Below are 23145 nucleotides of genomic sequence, written 5' to 3' on the forward strand. Positions count from 1 at the left end.
TTTAAGCTTTGGAATTTAAAAAGATAACCTTGATTAAAAACACGTACATAAAAATTGGTTTGCTGTCATTTTTCTCAATGATGGTATATTCCTGTGCCGTTAAAAAATACGTACCAGATGATGAGCTACTTCTGGAGTCTAACAATCTAGAGTTAATGGTTGATTCTGCCGTGGTTGTAAAAGATGTGGATCTTCTCAAGATCGAATTGCAAAAAACAGTTTCTCCCAAACCCAACTCTAAATTTTTGGGCCTTCGTCCGGGACTGCATTATTATTATAAAGTGAATGTGGACAGTGCCGGGTTTATAAATAAATTTATAAATAAAAAAATAGGCGAGAAGCCCGTTTACCTATCTCAGGTAGAAGAGGAATCAACGAAAGACCTGTTAAGAAACCGCCTGGAAAACCGAGGCTTCTTTTTTAGCAATATAGCATCAGAGGTAGAGCGTAATGAAGATGCTAAAGAGGCTACCGTTAATTACAAGATCAAGCTGCCCAAACCTTATACGATGGAGACCTATCAGGTAGATCGGGATTCCATACCATTTTATGATGTGCTGGAGCAGGAAGTTCAAAACTCCCCTATAAAGAAAGGCTCAAGATTTGACCTGTCTGCCATGAAACTGGAGCGGGAGCGCATCGATCGGAATTTTAAAGAAAAGGGATATTATAACTTCAATTCTGGTTTCCTGATTTTTCAAGCAGATACGAACCAATATGACAACCGCAGGTTTGACCTATTTCTCAAACTGAAACAAGATGTTCCCAGCAAATCTGTCAAGCCCTATAAGATCAATAAGGTAAATATCTATCCCCATAATGTGGTGGGAGCAGATTCCATAATTAAGGATACGACTCGATATGCAGAGAAGAACTTTATCCAAGATCAAGAGTTTTTTAGGGCAGATCGATTAGATCCTTTTGTACTGATAGAAGAAGGAGACCTTTACAGCCCTACTACATCAAAAGCAACCAGCAGGCGATTGGGTTCCATAGGGGCTTACAAATTTGTGAATATTGAATATAAAGAGTTGGACTCCCTACAAAATGATTCCCTCAATTTTCTGGAAGCTAATATTTACCTCTCACCGCTCAATAAAAGAGCATTGCGTGCGGAATTACAGGGAGTGACAAAATCAAACGATTTTGCGGGACCTAGCCTAGCATTGACGTTTTCCAACCGCAATCTTTTTAAGGGAGGAGAAACCCTTAATATCACGGCCAAAACTTCCTATGAGGTCCAGATTGCTAAAAGCAGTCAGGCCGGATTGACCAGTACAGAATTTGAGTTGGGAGCAGACTTGATCTTCCCACGTGTGTTGACACCTATTAAAATAAACGATGATTTTTTTGAATATTCAATTCCCAAAACCATAGTCAGTGCAAATGTGAATCTATTGACTAGGAGTAAACTCTATAGTTTATTGACCTTTTCTGGTAGTTTCGGTTATGTATGGCAGGCTAATAAATTTGTTACCCATGAGTTCAATCCCATTTCCATTAATTATGTGAATCCATTGAATAAATCAAAGGAGTTTGATGAGATTTTAATGTCAAATAGGTTTTTATCAAACAGTTTTGATCAGCAATTTATTTCTGGTTTAACTTATTCCTTTACTTATAATGGGATGATAGAACAAAACAAGCGCCATCTCTTTTTTGTGAACAGTACGGTAGATATTGCAGGCAACTCCATTAGTTTTTTGGGAAAAGAAAACGACATGGGTAAAAAGGAATTTCTGGGACTGGAATATGCACAATATGCGAAGGCTGATGTGGATTTCAGGTATCATTTTATAACCGGTAAGGAACAGCGCATCGCCACAAGGATTTTTGCGGGAATAGGCTTGCCCTATGGAAATAGTGATGTACTGCCATTCAGTAAACAATACTTTTCTGGTGGTGCCTATAGCGTTCGTGCCTTTAGAACCAGATCGCTGGGCCCGGGAACCTACACGCCAGAAAGTACAAATGACCGGTCGTTTTTTGACAGGTCCGGTAACTTGAGGTTGGAGGCAAACGTAGAATATCGATTCCCCATTTTTGGGTATGTGAAAGGTGCCCTTTTTGCAGATGCGGGAAATGTGTGGAACACTACTAATAATGGACTGGAAGGCGGGAAGTTTTCGGGCAATTTCTTGAATGAGTTGGGAATAGGTGCCGGTGCTGGAATACGGGTAGACGTTCAGGGTTTTGTAATTCGTTTTGATCTTGCCGCGCCATTGCACGATCCATCGCTCCCGGTAGAAGATCGCTGGGTGAATGATTTTGCAAATCCCGTGTTTAATTTTGCCATAGGATATCCTTTTTAGGTCAGTAAATATCTAGTATGTATTTTATTTCTTGATGATCCAGCTTTCGCGAAAGCGGAACAACCATTTTTATATATTGCACTTTATAAATTAAAAAAATGAGTGAATTTAACCGACCGGAGGACAAGACCGATTACAGACCTAGAAGAAATAGAGAACCTTTTGATGCCACGGTTGAGGCTCAAGGAATGATGGACTATGTCAAAGACTGTTTTAAAAAATATGCTGATTTTAAAGGACGCTCTCGCAGGTCAGAATATTGGTATTTTTATCTTTTTAATATCATTATATCTTTTGCCTTAATTATTCCTGCAATAGCGCTTATGGTAGCAAAGAGCGATGCTTTCTGGCTGCCCGTAATATTATTAATACTGTATTCCCTAGCAACAATCCTACCTACATTAGCAGTTGTTGTGCGCCGTTTACATGATACCAGCCGCAGTGGATGGTATTATTTTATGACACTTATCCCGCTCGTAGGGATCTTTATACTGATAGTATTTCTCGTTGACGATAGTAAGCCTGGAACAAATCAATGGGGACCTAATCCTAAAGGTGAGGGAAATGAAGATTTTGATACAGAAGCATTTTTATAAATACGTTCATTGACGCAAAACCTCTATAATTACTGGTTTTTAAAACTATATTTGGATAAACCTCTTTCACTATGAAATGGCGTCTCGCGTTTCAAATATTAGGCCTTATTGCCGCTGTATTTTCTTTACTTCCATTAATCGCAGCAGACTACTGGTGGATTAGGGTATTTGATTATCCGCATCTACAGTTTACTGCTTTCACTCTAGCAGCTATTATTTTATCGTTATTTACCTTCAAATGGCGGTGGTATCAGGATTACATATTCTTGGCGATTTTAGTGGGTTGTTTTGCTTTTCAATGTTATAAAATAATTAGATTCACACCATTAGTCCCTGTTGAATTGAAAGACAGTTCTGCAAATATTTCCTCTAAAGATCAACTGAGACTGTACACAGCAAATGTGTTACAAACGAATACAAATAGAAAAGCCTTATTTGAGGAAATCACGCAGCGTCAACCAGATGTAGTCGTTTTTACAGAAACAGATCAAATATGGATGAAGGAAATTAGAAAAGCTTTAAGCGCTGATTATCCTTACAAGGTGGAAGAGCCATTAGAAAACACGTATGGAATCATCTTGTATTCTAAATTGCCACTAAGGGAAACCTCTGTGCAATTTATGGTAGATCCGGAAATACCTTCCATACATACTCAAGTAAAATTGCGTAATGGCGACTGGTTCCAGTTGTATGCAATACACCCAACACCGCCCATGCCGCAGGAAAACCCATCAAGTTCAGACCGTGATACAGAATTGATGAAAATCGCCATTAAAAGTTATCAGTCTACTCTTCCCGTTATTGTTTTAGGTGACTTTAATGATGTAGCCTGGTCTTCAAGTACGGAGTTAACTGAGACGATCGGAAAATTACTGGATTTAAGAGTAGGGCGAGGATTCTATAATTCCTATCATGCGCAGTACCCCATGTTTAGATGGGCTTTAGATCATATTTTGATAGCGCCAGAATTCAGATTATCAAAAGTAGGAAGAGGAGTCAATACGGGAAGTGATCACTTTCCAACCTATGCATATCTTACGTATGAACCTGATCTTGCACACGAACAAGAGCCGGAAGAGCCAAGCATGGAAAACTGGAAGAGTGCCAGAGATCAAATGAGTAAACAGGGATTAGAAAGTTTTTCAGTACTTCCCGACGGAATGAAATAATTTTTAGATTTCAATTACCTGAATGAAAATCGGCTCGGTTATTAATAGTTAATTATAAGGTAATTAATTATGTATTAACGACTTCAGAGCGATTTCAGGACGATATTTGCAGCTTAATTAAATCCATGAATAAATATATACTCTTACTTGTAACTCTTGCTACCGTTAGTGGTATCATAGGCTTTACAACGGACTCTGCTCTTACTTCTTTTTTAAGAGTTTTCACTTTAATTACCGCTGACATTGCGATTATTCTTTTGATAGGTAAATTTGTATTCTTTACAGATAAAAGTAAGACTTTGCGTCAACGCATCAGCATAAGATAATCTGAGTTATGATGGTTTAATTTATAGATTTTATAAATTGATAGGATAGTAAAACAGCAGTAATTCCCAAAATGCTGCTCAGTAAAAAATAAATTACCGCCTGTGTATAGGCAGCTTGTTTCAGCAGAAAATACAACTCAGCAGAAAAAGTGCTGAAGGTGGTCAAGCCACCACAAAAACCCACAGCCAGCAATAGGAATGTAGATTCTGATAGCTGGCTTTTATCGTTTAAGGCTAGAAAGCTTCCCAAGAGTAAACAGCCTATAATATTAACTGCGATTGTAGGTATCCATTTAATCTCGTCTGAATTGAGCCATAGACTCATAAGAAATCGTAGGCAACTGCCTAACCCACCGCCCAGAAAAACAAAGAATAAACTTTTAATCATTATCGAACGGGCAAATAGATTTCAGTAATATAATTCGCTGGATTGTCTATTTTACTGGGATCAGTTTTATAAACCTCAAAAGGCGGTTGTTCAGACCTTTCTAAACCATTTGCAGATATGTAATCGTCACCGTTCTTCCAGGCTTCTCTTAGGTAATCATAACTTCCTTTGAGCGTAATTTTTATGGCACTTTGAGGTTCCATGAAGCCAACTAAGATCCGAGAGTTAGCGGCTGTAATAACACGTTCTTGAACAGGTACAGCTGCAGAAAATATGGCGTTTTCTCCGTCTTCATCAAACTTCTCATAGAGAACCATATCAGCTCCATAAGAATCAATGTTATTAGCATCCATAAAACTATGGATTTTACGTAACATTTGCGACTGGAGACTGGAAAGGTTTTCATAACTAGAGCTGGAAGACATGTATAAATAATATCCACCACTGTAATCGATTCTTCCATCCACATTTGCGATGTATTTATCCATCTCGGTAGTTAGGTACTGGTTTAAATTAGCAATACTTTTCTCATACGATGGACCTAATTCCTCATCCATACTCGTTCCACTCAAGGTTGATAATATTTTGCCGACTAAATTTTTATCGCCAGTCGTATGGATAATGACTTCTGTACCGTTTTCAACTTGTGCGAGCTTGTAATTTATTTTAGCCCGAGAACTACCTAAGCTATGTTTATAAAACATTTCAAGATCAATGGATTTATTAGGATTCAATCTTGTAATCGTCATTGTACCTTTTCCATCTTCATCAGTAAAAGAATAGTTTGCATCAACACCAGCAGATTGCTCATTGAGCTGCACATCAACATCACTTCGTTGATGATAAGTATTCCAATTTGCCCAATTGTCAAAATCGGCTATTTGATCATAAACTAGGCTGGATGGTGCATCTACTATAGAAGTGCGTTTCACGTCATAATGTCCGTCCTGTAATGAGAAATAGACGGCACCTGCGATGATGACCACCAGCAGTAAAATAAGAATGTACTTTAAGGCTTTCATACTAAAAAATGGTTGTAGATCAAAGATACAATTTATATGAAGTGATCACAGGTCATAAAAAAACTGCCAGATTTAAGTCTGGCAGTTAGAAAGAAACGCAAGCGATTCTTTTCCCCTACTACTCTCTCAAGTAATTTGAATCAAAGGTAGGAGGTAAGGAAAGTAGACGAAATACCCACTATTGGGTATATTTTCAAAAGTCGTAATGCTCTAAGGAAAGAAAGTAATTAGCTTACCAACTTTCAAAACAGGTTATAATACAATAAAGCAAGCTAAAAGATATACGATTTCAATAGGCAAGGTAGTCGCGGATTATAATCGCGAATAAAACTGTTACTCGATTCCAGAAATAAAACAAGCATAAAGTTTTAGTTCATAAGATTTGTGCTTTTGATAAGCAGCTTAGAAGAGGTGCCAGGATTTTTATCGAGCACGTTGATTATCTGATGTATTACTGAAAATGGAAAGAAGTCCGCTTTCGCGAAAGCGAGATGCAGTGAATCACATTACTTATAATGAGGGTGCTGCTGCAAGGCAAATCTCAACAGCTCACCTTTACCTTCCAAGCCTAATTTTTGAATCATATTCTTGCGATGCTTATGAATAGTACTCACAGCAGTATGGCGGATTTCTGCTATATCTGATGAACGATTTCCTGCCGCCATGAGCTTTAAAATTTCTCGCTCACTGCGGGAAAGTATATCAGTATCACCATTAGGAATTTCAGAATTTGGATTGACGGTTATTGATGGATCGATATACGCATTCCCTCGAGAAACACTTAAAATCGCCTCGCGAACTGTCGATAATGATCTTATTTTTAAAACGTAACCATCCACACCAGCATTCATCATTTCTTTTACTGCGGATGCATCGTCAAACATAGTGAAAGCTACAACCTTGATTTTAGGGTTCTTTTCCTTTACTCTTTTACATAATTCGATGCCGTTCATTCTAGGCATGCTTATGTCTGTGAGTATGACGTTAGGATTTCTGTATTCTAAAATACTCATGAGTTCTATACCATCTAGTGCTGTATCGATAACTTCAATATCTGTATCTTTTTCAAATAATAATTTAAGACCGTCGATGAGGGAGACATGATCTTCAACAATGATTAGCTGTATCATATAAAAGGTATTTCGATGGTTATGGTGGTGCCATGTCCTGGATTTGAATCAATCTCAAACTGACCATCCATATCTTCCACTCTAGCTTCAATACTGGTCAATCCCATACCATCTGTTTTTTTAGTACGGTCAAGGATAAAGCCCTGGCCATCATCTTCTACCATAAGGTTGATGCTTGTATCAGAGCCTACAATATTTATACTTGCCGTGCTGGCACCAGCATGCTTTACAATATTGCTTAGCAGCTCCTGCAACATTCTAAAAATGTTAAGTTCGAGCGAGTTTTCGATCTTTCGATCCATCCCGTGATGAAATATATCCACTTGTAATTTACCGCTATTGGAAATATTAGTTGTCAGCTTTTTGAGCGTAGGAATTAATCCTTTACTTGCCAGCACTCCATTGTGACGGCTGTGGGACATCCCACGTATGGTCGCATAGGTATCTTCCAATAACTTATCCGTACGATCATAAATCTCTGACGAGGTCTCTGGTTTCAATTGGTTTTTCAAATTATCAAAATACAACCGAATGGTAGTCAATGAACTCCCTAGATTATCATGTAGGTCTTCCGCTAATTTTTTACGTTCTTTTTCTTGACCTTGAATCATGGCGTCGATCGTGGCGAGTTCTTGGTTCTTCATCAAGTTATCGGCACGTTGTTTTTCCAGTTCCATCTCTTGTTTAGCAATACGTTGCTTTTTGCGCTGGTTGTTATACACAAATCCTGCGACCAGTAAAAGAACTAGAGCACTTCCTGCAATGGAAATGATCATCAGTTTTTGACGTTCGTTGTCAGCACTTAACTCAGCATTTTCAAGTTTGCGTTCTTGGACTTGGTATTTTGTTTCTAATTCCTGTAATGCATTGAATCTTTCTGTAGCATTTAGGGAGTCTTTAAAGGAAACGTAACTTTTATAGGATTCTAAACTTTTTTCATATTCCTCATTCAGGTCATAATTTGTCGCTAGATTAAATAGAATATTGAGCTTAGTATTGTTGACGTTTTCATCTTTTGATAATTGCAAGGCTCTATTCAAATTGTCAATGGCTTCATCGTACCGGCCAAGGCTATTCAAGGTATTTGCGATATTATTGTAGAAAGCGATTTTTGTGGGTATGTACTCCTTATTCTCCACATATTTTCTGGACTTCTCATAGTAAATCATTGCAGAGTCGAACTGTTTTGCCCTTTCATGGGTAGTGGCGATATTAATAACCTCATTGCCATAGATGGTTTTTAAATTTGATCTTTCTGCAATCACACGATTTTTATGCAATAGCGCCAATTGTTTTTGGAACTTTAATGGATCATCTTGATCAATTTGATAGAACAAATAACCGTTGCAGTAGATGGTATGTTCGGGATCTTGTGTTTTTGCAGCTATCGCGCAGTTTTCTGCCATTAATTCACTGGCGGTATTCTGGCTGTTATCAAAAGAAAGTTGGGCATAAATTAGCTCATCGTTCAATTTGAATAATAAGTCATCGCTCTGATTTTTAAGGAGTCTTTTTGCATCCAGTAAAATCTGGTAGGATTTCACAACTTCACCTTCAAGGTTAATTTTGCAAAGAGCAAATTCGTAAAGATATTTTGCCTTGTTGAGCCTATTGAAACCGACGGTATCAATCTTAACTAGGATATCTTTCCCTTCTTGGTATTTACCCACATCATTTTTGCTGCGGACTTGATCTAGCAAATTTACTTGAGCAAGACTAGTAACGGAAAATAAAAATAAAAGTATTTTGATTAGCTTCATTAAGGTTTATGCCTAATAATTACACCACCGTCAATCGGGTCATCCATTTCTTTCTCCTGATTCAGATGAATGATTACAGGGTATTCCTGATCTTTCACTAATAATTTATTTTTAAGAGAAAATACCTTTAACGGTTTTACATTACTTTCTAGTTTTATAAGAAAACTTCCATCTTTTTGAAAATGAGCATAGCTTACTTGATGATCCCCATCTAATTGGCAAAAAACAACATTGCTCAACGATTTTTTATCGCTCCATTCAAAAAACGCCCAGATTTGCAAACCGTTTTTGTCGTAGAGACAAACGGGTTTGTAGCACGTGTCTTGGGAGATGATGCAAAGGTGTTGAGATGGTTCTGTGGACTTCATGGTATGAAGGTTTTAGACTAGGTTCAAATATGCCTTGAAATTAGGCAAAAAAAAATACCCACTAATGGGTATTTTTTTGAATTTGAAATGAATTATCTCATTGTTCCACTAGGGAAAGAAACCACACTTTCCACGCCGTCTTCACCCACCGCAGCAACGCCAAAGAAGGAGTTGTCAATCACGATACCATTGAGTGTAAACTGGTTAACATTTCCTACATATCTGGAATGATCCCAAGTAGGACTGGTAGTATCTCTCCAGTATATTTTATACCCTTTAGCGCCTTTCACAGCATCCCAGGATAGTTTTACATCTGCTTCTACAATCCCACCTATTTTTACATTTTGTGGTCGGGTAGGAGCCCAGGCCAGTTGTGCCAGGTTGATGGCATTCACTGCCGTCAATTTTCTAGCATAAGGAAAATTTACATGTTCTACCACGTCGCCATAAGCGATGCCATCCTCAACTCTAATATCCTGATGTTGCTGGGTATAATTCTCATGCGCCTCCATAATACGGATTCCAGGAAATCCTAAATCATTAAAAGGTCTATGGTGACCACCACGACCAAAACGGTCCAGTCGATACACCATCATGGGGTGCATTTCTGGCATGTAATGAGTTACGCTCTTGTGAATATATCTTGCTAGCTGTCGGGAAATCCCATCTACTTCACCACCGTAAAAACGTCTGGCACCGCGTTCTCTTTCTGTTTCGGTGGGGTCTGTAGGTTCAGAAAATATGCGGAATTCTCGATTATCGATCACACCATCCACACCCTTGATATTACCTATCATGTCATTATTAAGAAAGCCTATAACGTTCCATTCTTTTTCTTTGGCATATTCTGCAAGGCCTTTTCCACCAAACAATCCCTGTTCCTCACCGCTCAATCCTACGTAAACAATAGAATTATTGAAAGTCCGCTTGCTAAGTACTCTCGCTGCTTCAATGGTTCCTGCCATACCACTCGCGTTGTCGTTAGCGCCAGGAGCATCTTTAGTAAAGTCAGAGCCATCACTATTGCGGGAATCAATATCCCCACTCATCATCACAAAACTGTTAGGATTGGTAGTGCCTCGTTGTATGGCTATAACATTCACGACCCAAGTATCTTTTGGGATGCGGTTGCTCATATCCTTAGTGACATAATCTTTTTGATAAAAAACCTCTAGACAACCACCACAGTCAGCGCTAATCTTATCAAATTCTGCTTTGATCCATCGTCTTGCGGCGCCTATACCACGAGTATCGCTAATAGTATCAGAAAATGTATTTCTTGTTCCAAAACCCGCCAGTTTGCGAACATCATTCTCAATGCGATCTGCGCTGACTTCATCAACGATCTTGTAAATATCTTGTTGGTTTTTAGTAGGGATTTGTGCCGCAGCCAGACTGGCTGTAAGCATAAGGAGGGTAAGAATGCGCATGTGTTTTTGTTTTAAAGATAAAGGTTGTTCCGCTTTCGCGAAAGCGAAAACCAAACAATACCCCATTAAAATAAAATATGCTGCCTAGTTAAAGAATGCGCAAAGAGTTGGTTGACCGATGGATAAGAGATATTTTTCTAAAAAGTAAACCATGAAAAAATTAGCGATAGTACTGATACTGGCATTAGTAAGCTGTGAAAGTCAGGAAAGAGAAAGTGATTTACCGGATGTGCTTGGCGCAAATTATGCGCTTTCCACCCAGAGTTTTATAGAGACTTACGAAAGTATTGAGAATAGCTTGAAAGCAGCTGCGCCCATAAGTATCGTTGCGGTAGTGGATCATAAATCAAATGCTGCCAGTGTGAATCAAGAATTGAAGGATGCTAAAACGATATTTTTTGGTAATCCTGCGTTGGGAACTGCATTTATGCAAGAAAACCAACAAGCTGGACTGGATCTACCTCAAAAATTTGCAGTTTATACCACTCAAAATGATACAACCATCCTTATATATAATGACGTGGATTATCTTAAAAATAGACACGGAGTTGACCCGGCAACCGCTCCCAAAGTGGCAACCGCATTAGAAAACATTGCGTTAAAAGCTAAAAATTCCCAAATTATTCAAAATAAGGAATCTGTGACGAGGGACGAAGGTGTGGTTGTCGTGAAGAGCGATCGGGACTTTGAGTTGACTTATCAAAGTTTGATAAATGCTTTGAATGCTAATCCAGCGATCAAGATTATCGCAGAGCTTGACCACCAACAAAATGCAGCTAGTGTAAATTTGAGCTTGCTTCCTACAAGGGTCGTAATTTTAGGAAATCCTACGTCAGGAACACCATTGCTGCAGAAAGGCGGCAGTATTTCGCTCGATCTACCGCAGAAAATGCTGGTTTATCAAGATGCTACGGGAATAGTAAAGATTGCTTTTAACGACGCCTCATTTATGGCAAAACGTCATAATTTAAATAACGCTGAGAACATTGCTATAATTAATAATGCACTTGCAACGTTTGCCGAAACAGCTGCCGGCAGGTAGGAAGTTCTTGACCTACCTAAATTAAAAATCCTCATGACTTTTGAAAAAAGCCATGAGGATTTTTGTTGAACTCAGCTTTTTATTCCTCAACTTCTGGTAAAGTAGCTTCAAATTCTCTTGCGGTCAATTCCTCCGTACTGATCCAGTAGTTTGACGTAATCAATTGATAACTATGATCGCCGGTTTTATCAAAGTACCAGGCGATATTTTCTGCTTCAGGAAACTCTTCTTCACCACTTATTTGATCTTTGAACAATCGTCGCAAAATAGAATGTGGATCAATCCCAGCGCATAATAATCGCAAAGCGGCAGCTTTGTCGATTTCTTGACCTTCGTTTGATTTAGTAGTTGCGGTAAACTTGATAACACTTGCCTGTCCATGAGGAAATTTACCATTGTAAGCTTTATACAGGAACTCGTTGACATCAAATAGCCTACTGTGCAGTGTTATATCAGAATATTTTTCGGCCACGTTTTCCTTGAGCATATCGTTTGAGATTTGACCATATTGACCGTCGTTCAATTCGTCCTTAAATTTGTAACGCAATACAAGTTCTGCAGCTTCCTGTGGATCGTATTCTGATAGGGCGAGGAAGAGTAATTCTCGTAAATCCTGATCTGTTGCTTCTCCAGTATCACCAAACTCGATCAATTCTAAAAGGTTCACATAGTCATCATGATTCCATTTATTTTCTATTTCGTTAACCGAATCAAAATCGTCGATTACAATTTGATATTTCATAAAAAATACTTTTTGGAAAGTTAGCTCATGTGGACATTTATCATTGCTAAAACCAACTTAAACCAGAGAGGTTTAGTTGCAATAAAAAGTGGTGTTTGTAAGATCACGATCTTTTAATACGCTGCTGTATTGAAGTCGCCTTGCTTCTGGACAGACCTGGTTATTGAAGTCGGTTCTTCTCATACGATCCGTGTATTCTACCAGGAATACGGCTTTGTTAGCATCGATATAAGGAGTCAATTGAGTGTAAAATTCGTCTACAAAAGCATCTTCAGCAAGAAACCAATCGAATTCATTAACTAAAGTAGGGATGAGTTCTTCCGCATTTTTTTGACCTATGCTCAATCCTCTCTCATGAGCCTCGCGTATCAACCATCTGGAAAAGGTGATAGCGTCTTTTTTTGTCAGATCAAATCCAGAGTTGTTTTGGTAGCCATTGATGTTGTCTGGTTCGATCCCGTCAAAGCCCTTAGCCTTAATCATGTCCAGTCTTGCTTCCATAATAGGGCCCACAATGTCAATTTTTCTAACGTCAATCCATTTTTCGTCAGGAAATCCTTCGTACTTGTTTCCCTTGACGCTGCTGGGAAATGAGCCGGCATCTTCTCGAAAATTCTCAAAACTCCCCACTGATAAATAGGCAATCACTTTAGTTCCTTGAGCTTGTAGGTTAGCCACCAGTTGTGGGGTAGCGGCAAATGCATCAATATCAATAATGTCAACGCCGGTTTGAAAATCATCAGGTAAATCATCGAGGCGCCATTCAAAAGTAGCACCAGGTCTTGGAATCATAATACCATTGACAATGTCAACATTGCCGGTGCGGGTGCCAGGATTGATAGTATCCATTCTAGTATCCTGATCTTTCATAGCGGTACATGAAAATAAAGCCAAAACCGATAGAAGAAAAGAAATAGAAGAGATGTATTTCATGGGGATGGAAATTAGACTCAAGAAACGGTAGACTAGGTTCATTATTATTAGTAATTAACAAAAACAAAGCAAGAATAAATTCAAGAATAAAATCAAAAACAAAAACAAAAACAAAGCAAAAATAAATTCAAGAATAAAATCAAAAATTGGCTTAAACATTAAATTTCTGCTTCATAATTCCATCTGTCAGAAATAATCAAATATTTAACCAACTTTTAAATCTACAAAGCTTTGTTTATTAGGAGAACACTGATTCCTTTCACTTCTATGGAGTATTCATTCCTCTTTGAGCTTCACATTTTCTGTAAGGGAGAACTTAAATTCAATAATCATAAACAGAGCAGATAATTGAAAAGCATTAAAAAGCCGCTTCTTTAAGGAAGCGGCTTTTGATATTCAAGACAATCAGTCTTTTTTGTGTATTTCCACTTGATGTGGGTAAGGAATTTCAACTCCTATTGCATCTAGCGTAGTTTTGAAGTTTTCCTGTAGATACCAGTAAACCGACCATACATCGTCAGAAAGCGTATAGGGTCTCACATTAATTTTAATGCAACTGTCCGCATTATCTGCAATTTGTATAAGCGGTGCTGGATCTTCTAGGACTAGAGGATTATCCTTACATAGTTTGAGTAGCGCCTCTTTAACTTTAGGAAGATCTGCGCCGTAATTGACTCGTACAACGGCTTGACAACGTAAGATTCCGGTGCCGTCGTGATTGATGATATTCCCATTTAATAAAGGTCCATTAGGAATGATAGCGAGCTTGCGTTCAAAGGTGACGACTTTAGTCTGTAAAATATCAATTTCCTTGATAGTACCTAAAATTCCTTGGGCCTCTACGGTATCGCCCACTTTAAAAGGTTTGAAGACCAGCAAAAGTACGCCTCCGGCAAAGTTAGATAGGGAACCCTGTAATGCTAATCCTATGGCAAGACCCATTGCGGCGAGTACGGCGGCAAAACCACTAGTTTCTACCCCTAATGTTCCTATAATGGCAACGAGTAAGAGGATCCACAGCACCCAATTTATAATGTTAACCAAGAATTTTTGAAGGGTTAACTCATATTCCCGGGCTACCATTACTTTCTTAACAATCTTAACCAGGCGTTTAATCAGCCAGGCACCTATAAGGTAGATTGCAATAGCCTTCAATAACGGTATTCCATATTCCAGAGCTAGAGCTATGACACTTTCCCATTTAAAATCTCCCATGGTAATTTTTTGAATTTTGCGCAAAGTTATTACGTTGATACTCAAATCTCCTTAGTAAATTGTTAAGTGTATAAAAGTCATAATAAGGATCTTTAAGTTTTTAAAAATTGAAAGCCGCAAAGAGATTAATACACGATAAATCTTTTACTTTAATTGCACTGAACCCTGAATAATTAGCGGATCAAATATCTAGATGCCACTCAACTTTATAGATTCTAAATATAGATGCATTGGCAACCATCAGCATTTATAGAGACAATTACGATCTTTTAAGGTTCTTTGTAAGCAGATCTATCAATCATTACACGGGATAAATATTTAAGCTACAACCATACCCAGCTTATAAAATATTACATTAGCCCTCCAGTTTGTATGACAGCCTTATATTTTGAAAGCTTAATACAGCAATTAATAAGACCTTTTCAAAACAACACTAACACATCACCCGCTAATTTCTTAAATGAAAAAATTATACAATCGCATTACCGCCTTTTACAATACCATAAAAAGTAAAATCGCATTCTATCCCACGCTTTTGTCACTCGGCGGCTTTCTGGTGGCTCTATTGATGATACTGCTTGAAAAGGAAGGGATTTCCCGTAAATTAATTGAAATCTTTCCCCTTATTGTTATTGAGGATGGAGATACAGCTCTTAATGTGTTGAGCACTTGTATAGGTGGGTTGATTTCCCTGATGGTTTTCAGTTTTTCCATGGTAATGCTGTTATTGAGTCAGGCCTCCAGTAATTTTTCACCTAGATTATTGCCAGGTTTGATCTCTAATAAAAAGCATCAGTTGATATTAGGGTTTTATCTCGCCACGATTATCTATAATATTTTCACGTTGTTTTCCATTGAACCCAGTGAAAAAAAGTACACGCTGCCCGGGCTTTCTATCTTGATAGGGGTATTGCTGACTATCATTTGTTTGAGTGCTTTCATATTTTTCATACATAACATATCGCAATCCATTCAGATCAATAATATCATGGACGGTATTTATGATAAGGCTTCAAAACGTATGGAAGAGGTTATCAAAAAGGAAAAAGAAAATCCGACCGCTGTGGTGGAAAGTTTTCCAGATACTGAGGGCTGGACCGCTTACATATCTCCCAAAACTGGATATTTTCAAAACCTGGCAGAGAAGAACATAATGGATATCTGTGAAAAACAGGAAACTAAAATTCACATCACCGTACCTAAGGGGCTTTTTGTACTTAAAAATGTTCCCATACTCAAGTCAGAGAAAGCACTTTCTCAAGAGGTGATCAAGGATATTTTCCAAAACCTGAACTTCGCCCGAGGAGAATATATTGAAGATAATTATGTATTATCCTTCAAGCAGATTTGTGAGATCGCTCTAAAAGCCATGTCACCGGGAATCAATGATCCCGGCACCGCGATCAATGCCATTGATTATCTCACGGAGTTATTTGCCTTGCGCCTACAGAAAAGTGATTCAGGAGTACTTGTTTTCGATGGCAAAGCAAAAATCAGGATAGCAGTAGTGAGCTTCAGTGAGTTGCTGTATTACGTGATGTCCTCCCTGCGTACCTATTGCAAACATGACCCTATCGTTGTTCAAAAATTGTTATGGATGCTCAGCTATCTAAAACAACAGCCCTGTGAAGTGGACAGTTACAATGAATCCATAGAACGAGAAATATCGGTTCTCATGAAAGACGTTAACTTTGATTCCCCCACAGATCAAAGGAAGGTAGAAGAACTTGCTACCTCGCTAGGTGACGGCTCTTTTGGTGAAAATAATTAGTGGGAGAATTTCGCTTTCGCGAAAGCGGAATAAAACAATATTCGTCGAAAATTGATTTTCTGAACTTGCCATTGATTCTAGATATACAGGCTATTGTCTAAAGCGAAATGATCGTTAGCCACAACGCATTAATTGCTGCTGTTAGAGCCTTTCCTTTGAATATTTAAGAAGCTGAATATTCATAAACTCAAAAAATCTCTTATAGGATTTTAATTGGTCATTATTCATTCCTGCTCTTAACGCGGAATCTCATTTCGGTACCTGAATTTCAATCCTATTTAAGACCACAAAAAAATGCCCTAAATCTCTTCAGGGCATTTCAACATTCACGTTTTAGAATCCTAGAAAGGATACTTATTTTCTTTAGTTACCTTGTCTGCAATCGTATTTCTCAATTCAATCACATTAGGCAGGTTTGCATATTTAGTAAAGCGTTTCAAGCCCATTAACATCATGCGTTGTTCATCACCTTCTGCAAAGCTGGCAATTCCTTCCTCAGCTTTTGCCTGGATGATCTTAGTGGCTTTGTATAGATAAAGTCTAGACATAGCGATTTGCTCTTTTTGAGCTTCCTCACTGGAACGGTTCACGTTCTTTTCAGTTCTAAGAAGAGCGCTTTCTGCCATATAGATCTCGATCAGGATATCAGAAGCTGCCATTAACAATTGTTGGTGCTCTTCTAACTCTGTACCGAATTTTTGAACCGCACTACCGGCTACCATCAAGAACACTTTCTTGAGTTTCCCTAACATTTCTTTTTCTTCCGCAAATAGTTGGGAATAATCTGGTGTTTCAAATGATGGGATGGATGTCAATTCTTGTCCTACAGCTGTGGCAGGTCCTAATAGATCAACATGACCTTTCATTGCTTTTTTAACAAGCATTCCCACGGCTAGCATGCGATTAATCTCGTTAGTACCTTCATAGATTCTAGAAATACGCGCATCTCTCCAGGCGGCTTCCATAGGCGCGTCTGCACTGAATCCCATTCCTCCATAAATCTGGATTCCTTCATCTGCGCATTCCTGTAAATCTTCAGAAACGGCCACTTTAAGAATAGAACATTCAATAGCAAATTCCTCCACACCTTTCAATTCCGCTTCCGCGAAAGGAGCTCCGTCTTCCTGGCGTCTGTGGATTCTATTTTCAATATCTTTTGCAGCACGGTAGGAAGCACTTTCACCTACATAGGCATTTGTAGCAAGGTCTGCCAGCTTCTTACGAATCGCACCAAATTTTGCGATAGGTGTGTCAAACTGTACCCGATCATTAGCATAAGTAGTGGACAGCGTAATCAAACGACGCTGTGCATCCAGACAAGCCGCAGCCAATTTTATACGTCCTATGTTCAGGGCATTCATTGCAATTTTAAAACCTTCACCCTGACCAGCTAGCATATTTTCAACAGGTACCATTGTGTCGTTGAAAAATACCTGACGGGTAGAAGAGGAGTGGATTCCTAGCTTGTGCTCTTCATCACCCATAGTGATGCCGTTGCTGGCGTCATTCTCAACGATGAATCCGGTAATATTTTTGTCATCACCCATTCTCGCAAATACTACAAAAACATTACAGAAACCTGCGTTTGAGATCCACATTTTTTGACCATTGATCTTGTAATGTTTCCCGTCTTCTGTAAGCTCTGCTTTTGTTTTCCCTGAATTGGCATCAGATCCTGCACCCGGTTCTGTCAAACAATAAGCGCCAAACCATTCACCGGTGGCGAGTCTGGGAACATACTTTTTCTTCTGCGCCTCTGTACCATACAAGGTAATAGGCATAGTGCCGATTCCCGTATGCGCACCAAAAGCGGTTGCAATAGATCCCGTAGCTCCAGATATGTAGTCACACACGAGCATGGTAGAAACAAACCCCATTCCTAGGCCATCGTATTCCTCAGGAACGGCAACGCCCAAAAAGCCCATTTCTCCGGCCTTGCGCATCACTTCTTCCGTAAGTGCGTAGTCTTTCTTTTCAAAACGTTCCCTGTTTGGAATAATTTCTTTATCCACAAATTCGCGAACGGAATCCCGCATCATTTTTTGTTCGTCTGAGAAGTCCTCAGGAGTGAATACATCTGCCGCTTTTGTTTCAGTGACTATAAATTGACCACCGCGGATCATTGTTTTTTCTTGTGTTTCTGTACTCATAATAGTATTTAGTATTTGTCGCTTCGCTCTTAGTACAAAGTATTATGTATAAAGTACAAAGACTGAGTGGGTGTTATTAATTCGCTTTGCTCATTTCGTAAAAAGTAGTGTGTAATAAATACAAAGATCGAATGAAAAGCATTACTTTTTTATTTTAGACTTTTTTGAAGTCCGTAGTTCATATTTGATATTTCTACACATTGATCGACTAATATTCTCATAGTTTCTGTGTCTAACAATCCTAATCGCTCAGAGAGAAATGTCTGCGTAATTAATTCCGATGTACTACCATTGGCAATTCCTAAAAATTGATTGAACTGTGGATTACTATTTCTGCCTGAGCCTTCCGCAATATTTGATGGAATGGAAACAGAACATCTTCTCATTTGAGAAATCAATCCGTATTTCTCCTCTGTCGGGAATGAACTTGTAGCATTATAAACATCTACTGCTAGATCCATTGCTTTTTGCCAAATTTTCAACTTCTCAAACTTATGCATATGTTTTGTTTTAGATTAAACTTCTAAATATTCCGCTTTCGCGAAAGCGAAAACACCATTAGCAACTGTCTTAATACTTTGTACTCTGTACTTAATACTAAAAGGACTTTAATTCAAAAACTCAAATATCCCAGCAGCTCCCTGTCCAGTTCCCACACACATGGTAACCATACAATATTTTCCCTGATTTCCACGCTTGCGCATCTCGTCAAAAATTTGCACTGATAATTTTGCGCCGGTGCAACCTAGAGGATGGCCTAGTGCAATGGCACCACCGTTTACGTTTACAATATCTTTATTCAGTTCTAATTCTCGTATTACTGCAACAGACTGGCTAGCAAACGCCTCGTTCAGTTCGATCAATGCCATGTCTTCTTTTTTAAGACCGGCTTGTTTTAATGCTTTTGGTATTGCGATAATTGGTGCAATTCCCATCACTCGTGGTTCAACGGCAGCAACGGCAAAACTTACCATTCTAGCAATAGGCTTAATGCCCAGCTCCTTGACCATATCCTCACTCATCACCATAGTAAACGCAGCACCATCACTGGTTTGCGAAGAATTTCCAGCAGTGACACTACCGCCAGCTGCAAATACCGGACGTAACTTTGAAAGCGCCTCGACATTAGTTCCCTTACGTGGCCCTTCATCTTTAGTCACGGTATAGGTTCTGGTTTGTTTCTTACCATCGTCATCCAGATAAACTTCTTCTACATCAATAGGAACAATCTGATCTTGAAAACGACCTTCATCTTGAGCTCTTAGTGCTTTAGATTGGGATTCGAATGCAAATTGATCTTGCTCTTCTCGGGAGACATTGTAATCATTGGCTACCTCTTCAGCCGTCAAACCCATTCCCCAGTAATAATCTTCATGACCTTCTTTAGCCAGTTTATAGTCTGGAGTAGGTTTGTAACCACCCATTGGAACATAACTCATGCTTTCAACGCCACCAGCAACAATACATTCTGCCATTCCTGACTGTATTCTAGCGACTGCAGTTCCTATGGCATCAAGGCCAGAAGCACACCATCGATTGACGGTAGTTCCTGGAACGTCTACACGATCCAATGCTAGCAAAGAGATCTGTCGAGCCATGTTCAACCCTTGTTCTGCCTCAGGCATTGCATTGCCGATGATCATATCATCAATGCGACCCTTGTCAAAATCAGGGAGGTCTTTCAACATTCCTTGTATGGTTTCTGCCGCAAGCTCATCAGGTCTTTTGAACCTGAATACGCCTCTTCCTGATTTTCCTACCGCGGTTCTTTTTGCGGCTACTATGTATGCTGTCTTGTTCATGTTCTTAATTTTGTTGATAGTTCTTAAATTCCTAATGACATAAGAATTAATTCGCTTTCAGCGAATTTGACTTAGGACGTAAGACTTTTTTCTAGTTTTTCTATAAACCTATGGATTTTACCTTGAAGATTTTGAATCTTTTTTTCCAACTCCTCAAACCTATTTTTCTCTATGTAACCTACTCTAAATGCTATTACTAATTGAGATTCCCATTCATATCCAGAACCTAGGGCATTCTCTAAATAAGTAATGAAATGCTTATCTGATTTACGAGAGGTTCCTTCAGCGATGTTTGATGGAATTGAAACGGATGCCCTTTGCATTTGACTTATAAAGCCAAAACGTTCCTCCTTAGGAAAACTCTTAGTTAAGGCACACGTATCTATAGACAAATCAATCCCAGCTGACCAGACCTCTAACTTTTTAAAATTATGTCTCATAACTATTTTTAAGCTTCAGTGAATATTCTATAGGTCAAATAATTAGTATTAATGTTCCTGTATCAATATTTATTCTTACGTCTTAAGTCAAGTTTGCGTCAGCAAACTCCATCCTATGTCAGAAATAAGGCGTAAGCCTAGTTTCTCAACGGTTTCCCCTTCTGCAACATATGCTGCAATCTTTCCAATGTCTTGCGTTCTCCTGCTAAACTCAAGAAAGCTTCTCGTTCCAGATCTAATAAGTAGCGCTCGCTGACTTCTTGCGGCTGACTCAAATTTCCACCTGCCATCACGTAGGCAAGTTTATTAGCTATTTTCTGATCGTGCTCGCTGATGTATTTTCCGGCGTGCATTGCATCTGTTCCTACCAGGAACATTCCCAATGCCTGTTTTCCAAGAACTTTTACATTCTTGTTAGGCGGTGGCTGGGTGTAACCCATATCGGCTAACATTCTTGCTTCTGCTTTTGCAGCTCCTATTTGTAAAGAAGCATTGACCACTACTTTATCTTTCCCTTTTTTCAAGATTCCTAGATCAAAGGCTTCGTAAGCACTAGTGGCAACTTTAGCCTGACCTATAGTTAGGAAGTATTCTCTCAAACGGTTGAGTTCTACATCACCTTCACTAAATCCTTCTGCAGCGCGCAAGGTCATTTCCTTAGATCCTCCACCACCGGGAATCAAACCAACACCGAATTCTACCAGACCTATGTATGTTTCTGCATGAGCCACCACAACATCTGCGTGGAGGGATAACTCACAACCACCACCTAACGTCATTTGTTGAGGTGCGGCAACTGTCGGGATACTGCTGTAACGCATGCGCATCATCGTATCCTGGAATTGCTTCACAGCCATATTGAGCTCCTCATACTCCTGCTCAACGGCCATCATAAATATCATACCGATGTTTGCTCCCACAGAGAAATTTGTTCCCTGATTTGCAATCACTAATCCATCAAAATCTTTTTCTGCGAGATCAATCGCCTTATTCATACCAGCAAGTACATCACCACCTATAGAATTCATCTTAGAGCGGAATTCACAATTAATGATACCATCGCCTAGATCCTGAATAGAAACGCCAGAATTACTCCAGATTTCTGTTGATTTTCTAATATTGTCTAAGATGATTACACCATCTTGACCGGGTTTTTTAACATAGTCTTTATCTGGAATAGAGTAGTAGTAAGTAGCTCCTTCCTTGATAGTATAGAAAGATTCAAATCCTTTCTCTAACATTTCAGTTACCCATGAAGCTGGTTCTTTGCCCAGTTCTTTCATTAAGTCAATTCCTTTCTGAATACCTACGGCGTCCCAAATCTCGAAAGGTCCATTTTCCCAACCAAACCCTGCGCTCATCGCGTCATCGATGCGGTATAATTCGTCAGAAATCTCTGGAATGCGATGTTGCACATAAGCAAACAAAGCTCCAAATGACTTGCGATAAAATTCGCCAGCCTTATCTTTTCCTTTGATCAATACCGGAAAACGATCTGGTACATGATCAATAGTTTTGGTTTGTTCTAGTGTGGCATATTTAGCTCGTGGCTGGACTTCATACTCCATAGTATCTAGATTCAATCCTTGAATCTCGCTACTTCCATCCTTGCCTTTCACTTTTTTGTAAAATCCTTGTCCAGACTTACTTCCCAACCATTTGTTAGTCATCATCGTGTCGATGAATTCTGGAAGTTTAAAGGTGTCTCTGTGCTCGTCTTCAGGGGCATTTTCATATACACCGTTAGCCACATGAACTAAAGTGTCAAGTCCTACAACGTCAACTGTTCTAAATGTAGCCGATTTAGGACGGCCGATAACTGGACCGGTTAATTTGTCAACTTCAGAAACGGTCAATCCCATTTCTTTTACCGTGTGGAATAAACTCTGAATGGAGAAAATTCCCACTCGGTTTCCTATAAACGCTGGAGTATCCTTAGCAAGAACGGAAGTTTTACCTAAGAATTTTTCTCCATATTTCATTAAGAAATCAGTCACGTCAGGATCACAATCTGGTCCCGGGATGACTTCAAATAATTTTAAATAACGCGGTGGGTTGAAAAAGTGGGTAACTGCAAAATGCTTGCGGAAATCGGCACTACGTCCTTCATTCATAAAGTGAATGGGAATACCTGAGGTATTAGAAGTAATTAAAGTCCCTTTAGTACGGAATTCTTCAATTTTCTCAAAGACGGATTTTTTAATATCGAGTCTTTCAACGACAACTTCAATAATCCAGTCTGTGTCCTTTATTTTTTTAAGATCATCGTCTAGATTTCCAGTGGAAATACGGTTGACAAAATCTTTATGGTAGAGTGGTGCTGGTTTGCTCTTGATCGCGCTTGCAAGATTTTCATTCACCATGCGGTTGCGCACTTTCTTATCTTCCAGCGTCAATCCGCTTGCTTTTTCTTTTTCTGTCAGTTCCCTAGGAACAATATCCAGCAACAACACCTCGCAACCTATATTAGCAAAATGGCAAGCAATCCCGCTTCCCATAATCCCTGAACCTATAACTGTGACGTGTTTAATTCTGCGTTTTCCCATGTT

General features: G+C 39.0%; 20 protein-coding genes. 6 read left to right on the top strand and 14 right to left on the bottom strand.

Going from position 1 to position 23145, the window contains the following annotated elements; all coding sequences use genetic code 11:
* Nucleotides 1-29 precede the first annotated feature (29 nt).
* The 4 genes from tamL to IQ282_RS04005 all read left to right on the top strand — a co-directional run bounded on the left by tamL (nt 30) and on the right by IQ282_RS04005 (nt 4403).
* Entirely contained in the window at nt 30-2312 is a 2283-nt protein-coding gene (gene tamL, locus IQ282_RS03990; protein WP_449406806.1) for a translocation and assembly module lipoprotein TamL, read from the top strand.
* A gap of 98 nt (nt 2313-2410) precedes the next feature.
* Nucleotides 2411-2908 (top strand): DUF805 domain-containing protein, encoded by a 498-nt coding sequence (locus IQ282_RS03995; RefSeq protein WP_228547208.1) that lies wholly within the window; start codon nt 2411-2413, stop codon nt 2906-2908.
* A 71-nt stretch (nt 2909-2979) separates the two neighbouring features.
* The gene (locus IQ282_RS04000; protein WP_194850617.1) at nt 2980-4077 is read left to right on the top strand and encodes an endonuclease/exonuclease/phosphatase family protein; all 1098 of its coding nucleotides are present in this window, start codon (nt 2980-2982) and stop codon (nt 4075-4077) included.
* Nucleotides 4078-4202: 125 nt separating this feature from the next.
* Nucleotides 4203-4403 carry a hypothetical protein gene (locus IQ282_RS04005; RefSeq protein ID WP_194850618.1) on the top strand — a complete coding sequence of 67 codons (201 nt, stop codon included), beginning with the start codon at nt 4203-4205 and terminating at the stop codon, nt 4401-4403.
* A 16-nt stretch (nt 4404-4419) separates the two neighbouring features.
* On the opposite strand, the gene crcB is transcribed toward IQ282_RS04005, so the two are convergent.
* The 6 genes from crcB to IQ282_RS04035 all read right to left on the bottom strand — a co-directional run bounded on the left by crcB (nt 4420) and on the right by IQ282_RS04035 (nt 10480).
* Nucleotides 4420-4791 carry a fluoride efflux transporter CrcB gene (crcB, locus tag IQ282_RS04010; RefSeq protein ID WP_228547209.1) on the bottom strand — a complete coding sequence of 124 codons (372 nt, stop codon included), beginning with the start codon at nt 4789-4791 and terminating at the stop codon, nt 4420-4422.
* Complete coding sequence (locus tag IQ282_RS04015; protein WP_194850619.1) at nt 4791-5813, bottom strand: GyrI-like domain-containing protein; 1023 nt, start codon at nt 5811-5813, stop codon at nt 4791-4793. The genes crcB and IQ282_RS04015 overlap by 1 nt, the downstream gene beginning before the upstream one ends.
* Before the next feature lie 506 nt (nt 5814-6319).
* Nucleotides 6320-6943 (bottom strand): response regulator, encoded by a 624-nt coding sequence (locus IQ282_RS04020; RefSeq protein WP_194850620.1) that lies wholly within the window; start codon nt 6941-6943, stop codon nt 6320-6322.
* Nucleotides 6940-8703 (bottom strand): tetratricopeptide repeat-containing sensor histidine kinase, encoded by a 1764-nt coding sequence (locus tag IQ282_RS04025; protein WP_194850621.1) that lies wholly within the window; start codon nt 8701-8703, stop codon nt 6940-6942. The genes IQ282_RS04020 and IQ282_RS04025 overlap by 4 nt, the downstream gene beginning before the upstream one ends.
* Nucleotides 8703-9071, bottom strand: a complete 369-nt coding sequence (locus tag IQ282_RS04030; RefSeq protein WP_194850622.1) for a hypothetical protein — start codon at nt 9069-9071, stop codon at nt 8703-8705. The genes IQ282_RS04025 and IQ282_RS04030 overlap by 1 nt, the downstream gene beginning before the upstream one ends.
* Before the next feature lie 92 nt (nt 9072-9163).
* Nucleotides 9164-10480: a M28 family peptidase gene (locus tag IQ282_RS04035; RefSeq protein WP_228547214.1), complete on the bottom strand. Its 1317-nt coding sequence runs from the start codon at nt 10478-10480 to the stop codon at nt 9164-9166.
* A gap of 172 nt (nt 10481-10652) precedes the next feature.
* On the opposite strand from IQ282_RS04035, the gene IQ282_RS04040 reads away from it, so the two are divergent.
* Nucleotides 10653-11543 (top strand): DUF302 domain-containing protein, encoded by an 891-nt coding sequence (locus IQ282_RS04040; RefSeq protein ID WP_194850623.1) that lies wholly within the window; start codon nt 10653-10655, stop codon nt 11541-11543.
* 79 nt (nt 11544-11622) lie between these two features.
* Here the strand turns inward: IQ282_RS04040 and IQ282_RS04045 are convergent, their stop codons facing one another.
* The 3 genes from IQ282_RS04045 to IQ282_RS04055 form a co-directional block, all read right to left on the bottom strand.
* Nucleotides 11623-12285 (bottom strand): hypothetical protein, encoded by a 663-nt coding sequence (locus IQ282_RS04045; protein WP_194850624.1) that lies wholly within the window; start codon nt 12283-12285, stop codon nt 11623-11625.
* Between the two features lie 72 nt (nt 12286-12357).
* A complete protein-coding gene (locus tag IQ282_RS04050; RefSeq protein ID WP_194850625.1) occupies nt 12358-13218 on the bottom strand; it encodes an endo alpha-1,4 polygalactosaminidase in 861 nt (286 codons plus the stop codon).
* Nucleotides 13219-13623: 405 nt separating this feature from the next.
* Nucleotides 13624-14433: a mechanosensitive ion channel family protein gene (locus IQ282_RS04055; protein WP_194850626.1), complete on the bottom strand. Its 810-nt coding sequence runs from the start codon at nt 14431-14433 to the stop codon at nt 13624-13626.
* A 460-nt stretch (nt 14434-14893) separates the two neighbouring features.
* On the opposite strand from IQ282_RS04055, the gene IQ282_RS04060 reads away from it, so the two are divergent.
* Nucleotides 14894-16204 (top strand): DUF2254 domain-containing protein, encoded by a 1311-nt coding sequence (locus IQ282_RS04060; RefSeq protein WP_194850627.1) that lies wholly within the window; start codon nt 14894-14896, stop codon nt 16202-16204.
* Between the two features lie 341 nt (nt 16205-16545).
* Here IQ282_RS04060 and IQ282_RS04065 read toward each other — a convergent pair whose 3' ends face one another.
* From IQ282_RS04065 to IQ282_RS04085, 5 genes are all read right to left on the bottom strand, one after another.
* Nucleotides 16546-18354, bottom strand: coding sequence for an acyl-CoA dehydrogenase family protein (locus tag IQ282_RS04065; RefSeq protein ID WP_194850628.1), 1809 nt, complete (start codon nt 18352-18354; stop codon nt 16546-16548).
* Nucleotides 18355-18503: 149 nt separating this feature from the next.
* A complete protein-coding gene (locus tag IQ282_RS04070; protein ID WP_194850629.1) occupies nt 18504-18854 on the bottom strand; it encodes a four helix bundle protein in 351 nt (116 codons plus the stop codon).
* 108 nt (nt 18855-18962) lie between these two features.
* Nucleotides 18963-20156, bottom strand: coding sequence for an acetyl-CoA C-acyltransferase (locus IQ282_RS04075; protein ID WP_194850630.1), 1194 nt, complete (start codon nt 20154-20156; stop codon nt 18963-18965).
* Nucleotides 20157-20227: 71 nt separating this feature from the next.
* Nucleotides 20228-20596, bottom strand: a complete 369-nt coding sequence (locus tag IQ282_RS04080; RefSeq protein WP_194850631.1) for a four helix bundle protein — start codon at nt 20594-20596, stop codon at nt 20228-20230.
* Nucleotides 20597-20733: 137 nt separating this feature from the next.
* Nucleotides 20734-23142, bottom strand: a complete 2409-nt coding sequence (locus tag IQ282_RS04085) for a 3-hydroxyacyl-CoA dehydrogenase/enoyl-CoA hydratase family protein (protein WP_194850632.1) — start codon at nt 23140-23142, stop codon at nt 20734-20736.
* Nucleotides 23143-23145 lie beyond the last annotated feature (3 nt).

This window comes from Nonlabens antarcticus (genome assembly GCF_015356755.1).
Taxonomy (GTDB): domain Bacteria; phylum Bacteroidota; class Bacteroidia; order Flavobacteriales; family Flavobacteriaceae; genus Nonlabens; species Nonlabens antarcticus.

Coding starts and splice junctions, on each gene's coding strand:
- IQ282_RS03995 (WP_228547208.1), top strand. CDS start 2,411: ATGAGTGAATTTAACCGACCGGAGGACAAGACCGATTACAGACCTAGA.
- IQ282_RS04000 (WP_194850617.1), top strand. CDS start 2,980: ATGAAATGGCGTCTCGCGTTTCAAATATTAGGCCTTATTGCCGCTGTA.
- IQ282_RS04005 (WP_194850618.1), top strand. CDS start 4,203: ATGAATAAATATATACTCTTACTTGTAACTCTTGCTACCGTTAGTGGT.
- crcB (WP_228547209.1), bottom strand. CDS start 4,791: ATGATTAAAAGTTTATTCTTTGTTTTTCTGGGCGGTGGGTTAGGCAGT.
- IQ282_RS04015 (WP_194850619.1), bottom strand. CDS start 5,813: ATGAAAGCCTTAAAGTACATTCTTATTTTACTGCTGGTGGTCATCATC.
- IQ282_RS04020 (WP_194850620.1), bottom strand. CDS start 6,943: ATGATACAGCTAATCATTGTTGAAGATCATGTCTCCCTCATCGACGGT.
- IQ282_RS04025 (WP_194850621.1), bottom strand. CDS start 8,703: ATGAAGCTAATCAAAATACTTTTATTTTTATTTTCCGTTACTAGTCTT.
- IQ282_RS04030 (WP_194850622.1), bottom strand. CDS start 9,071: ATGAAGTCCACAGAACCATCTCAACACCTTTGCATCATCTCCCAAGAC.
- IQ282_RS04035 (WP_228547214.1), bottom strand. CDS start 10,480: ATGCTTACAGCCAGTCTGGCTGCGGCACAAATCCCTACTAAAAACCAA.
- IQ282_RS04040 (WP_194850623.1), top strand. CDS start 10,653: ATGAAAAAATTAGCGATAGTACTGATACTGGCATTAGTAAGCTGTGAA.
- IQ282_RS04045 (WP_194850624.1), bottom strand. CDS start 12,285: ATGAAATATCAAATTGTAATCGACGATTTTGATTCGGTTAACGAAATA.
- IQ282_RS04050 (WP_194850625.1), bottom strand. CDS start 13,218: ATGAAATACATCTCTTCTATTTCTTTTCTTCTATCGGTTTTGGCTTTA.
- IQ282_RS04055 (WP_194850626.1), bottom strand. CDS start 14,433: ATGGGAGATTTTAAATGGGAAAGTGTCATAGCTCTAGCTCTGGAATAT.
- IQ282_RS04060 (WP_194850627.1), top strand. CDS start 14,894: ATGAAAAAATTATACAATCGCATTACCGCCTTTTACAATACCATAAAA.
- IQ282_RS04065 (WP_194850628.1), bottom strand. CDS start 18,354: ATGAGTACAGAAACACAAGAAAAAACAATGATCCGCGGTGGTCAATTT.
- IQ282_RS04070 (WP_194850629.1), bottom strand. CDS start 18,854: ATGCATAAGTTTGAGAAGTTGAAAATTTGGCAAAAAGCAATGGATCTA.
- IQ282_RS04075 (WP_194850630.1), bottom strand. CDS start 20,156: ATGAACAAGACAGCATACATAGTAGCCGCAAAAAGAACCGCGGTAGGA.
- IQ282_RS04080 (WP_194850631.1), bottom strand. CDS start 20,596: ATGAGACATAATTTTAAAAAGTTAGAGGTCTGGTCAGCTGGGATTGAT.
- IQ282_RS04085 (WP_194850632.1), bottom strand. CDS start 23,142: ATGGGAAAACGCAGAATTAAACACGTCACAGTTATAGGTTCAGGGATT.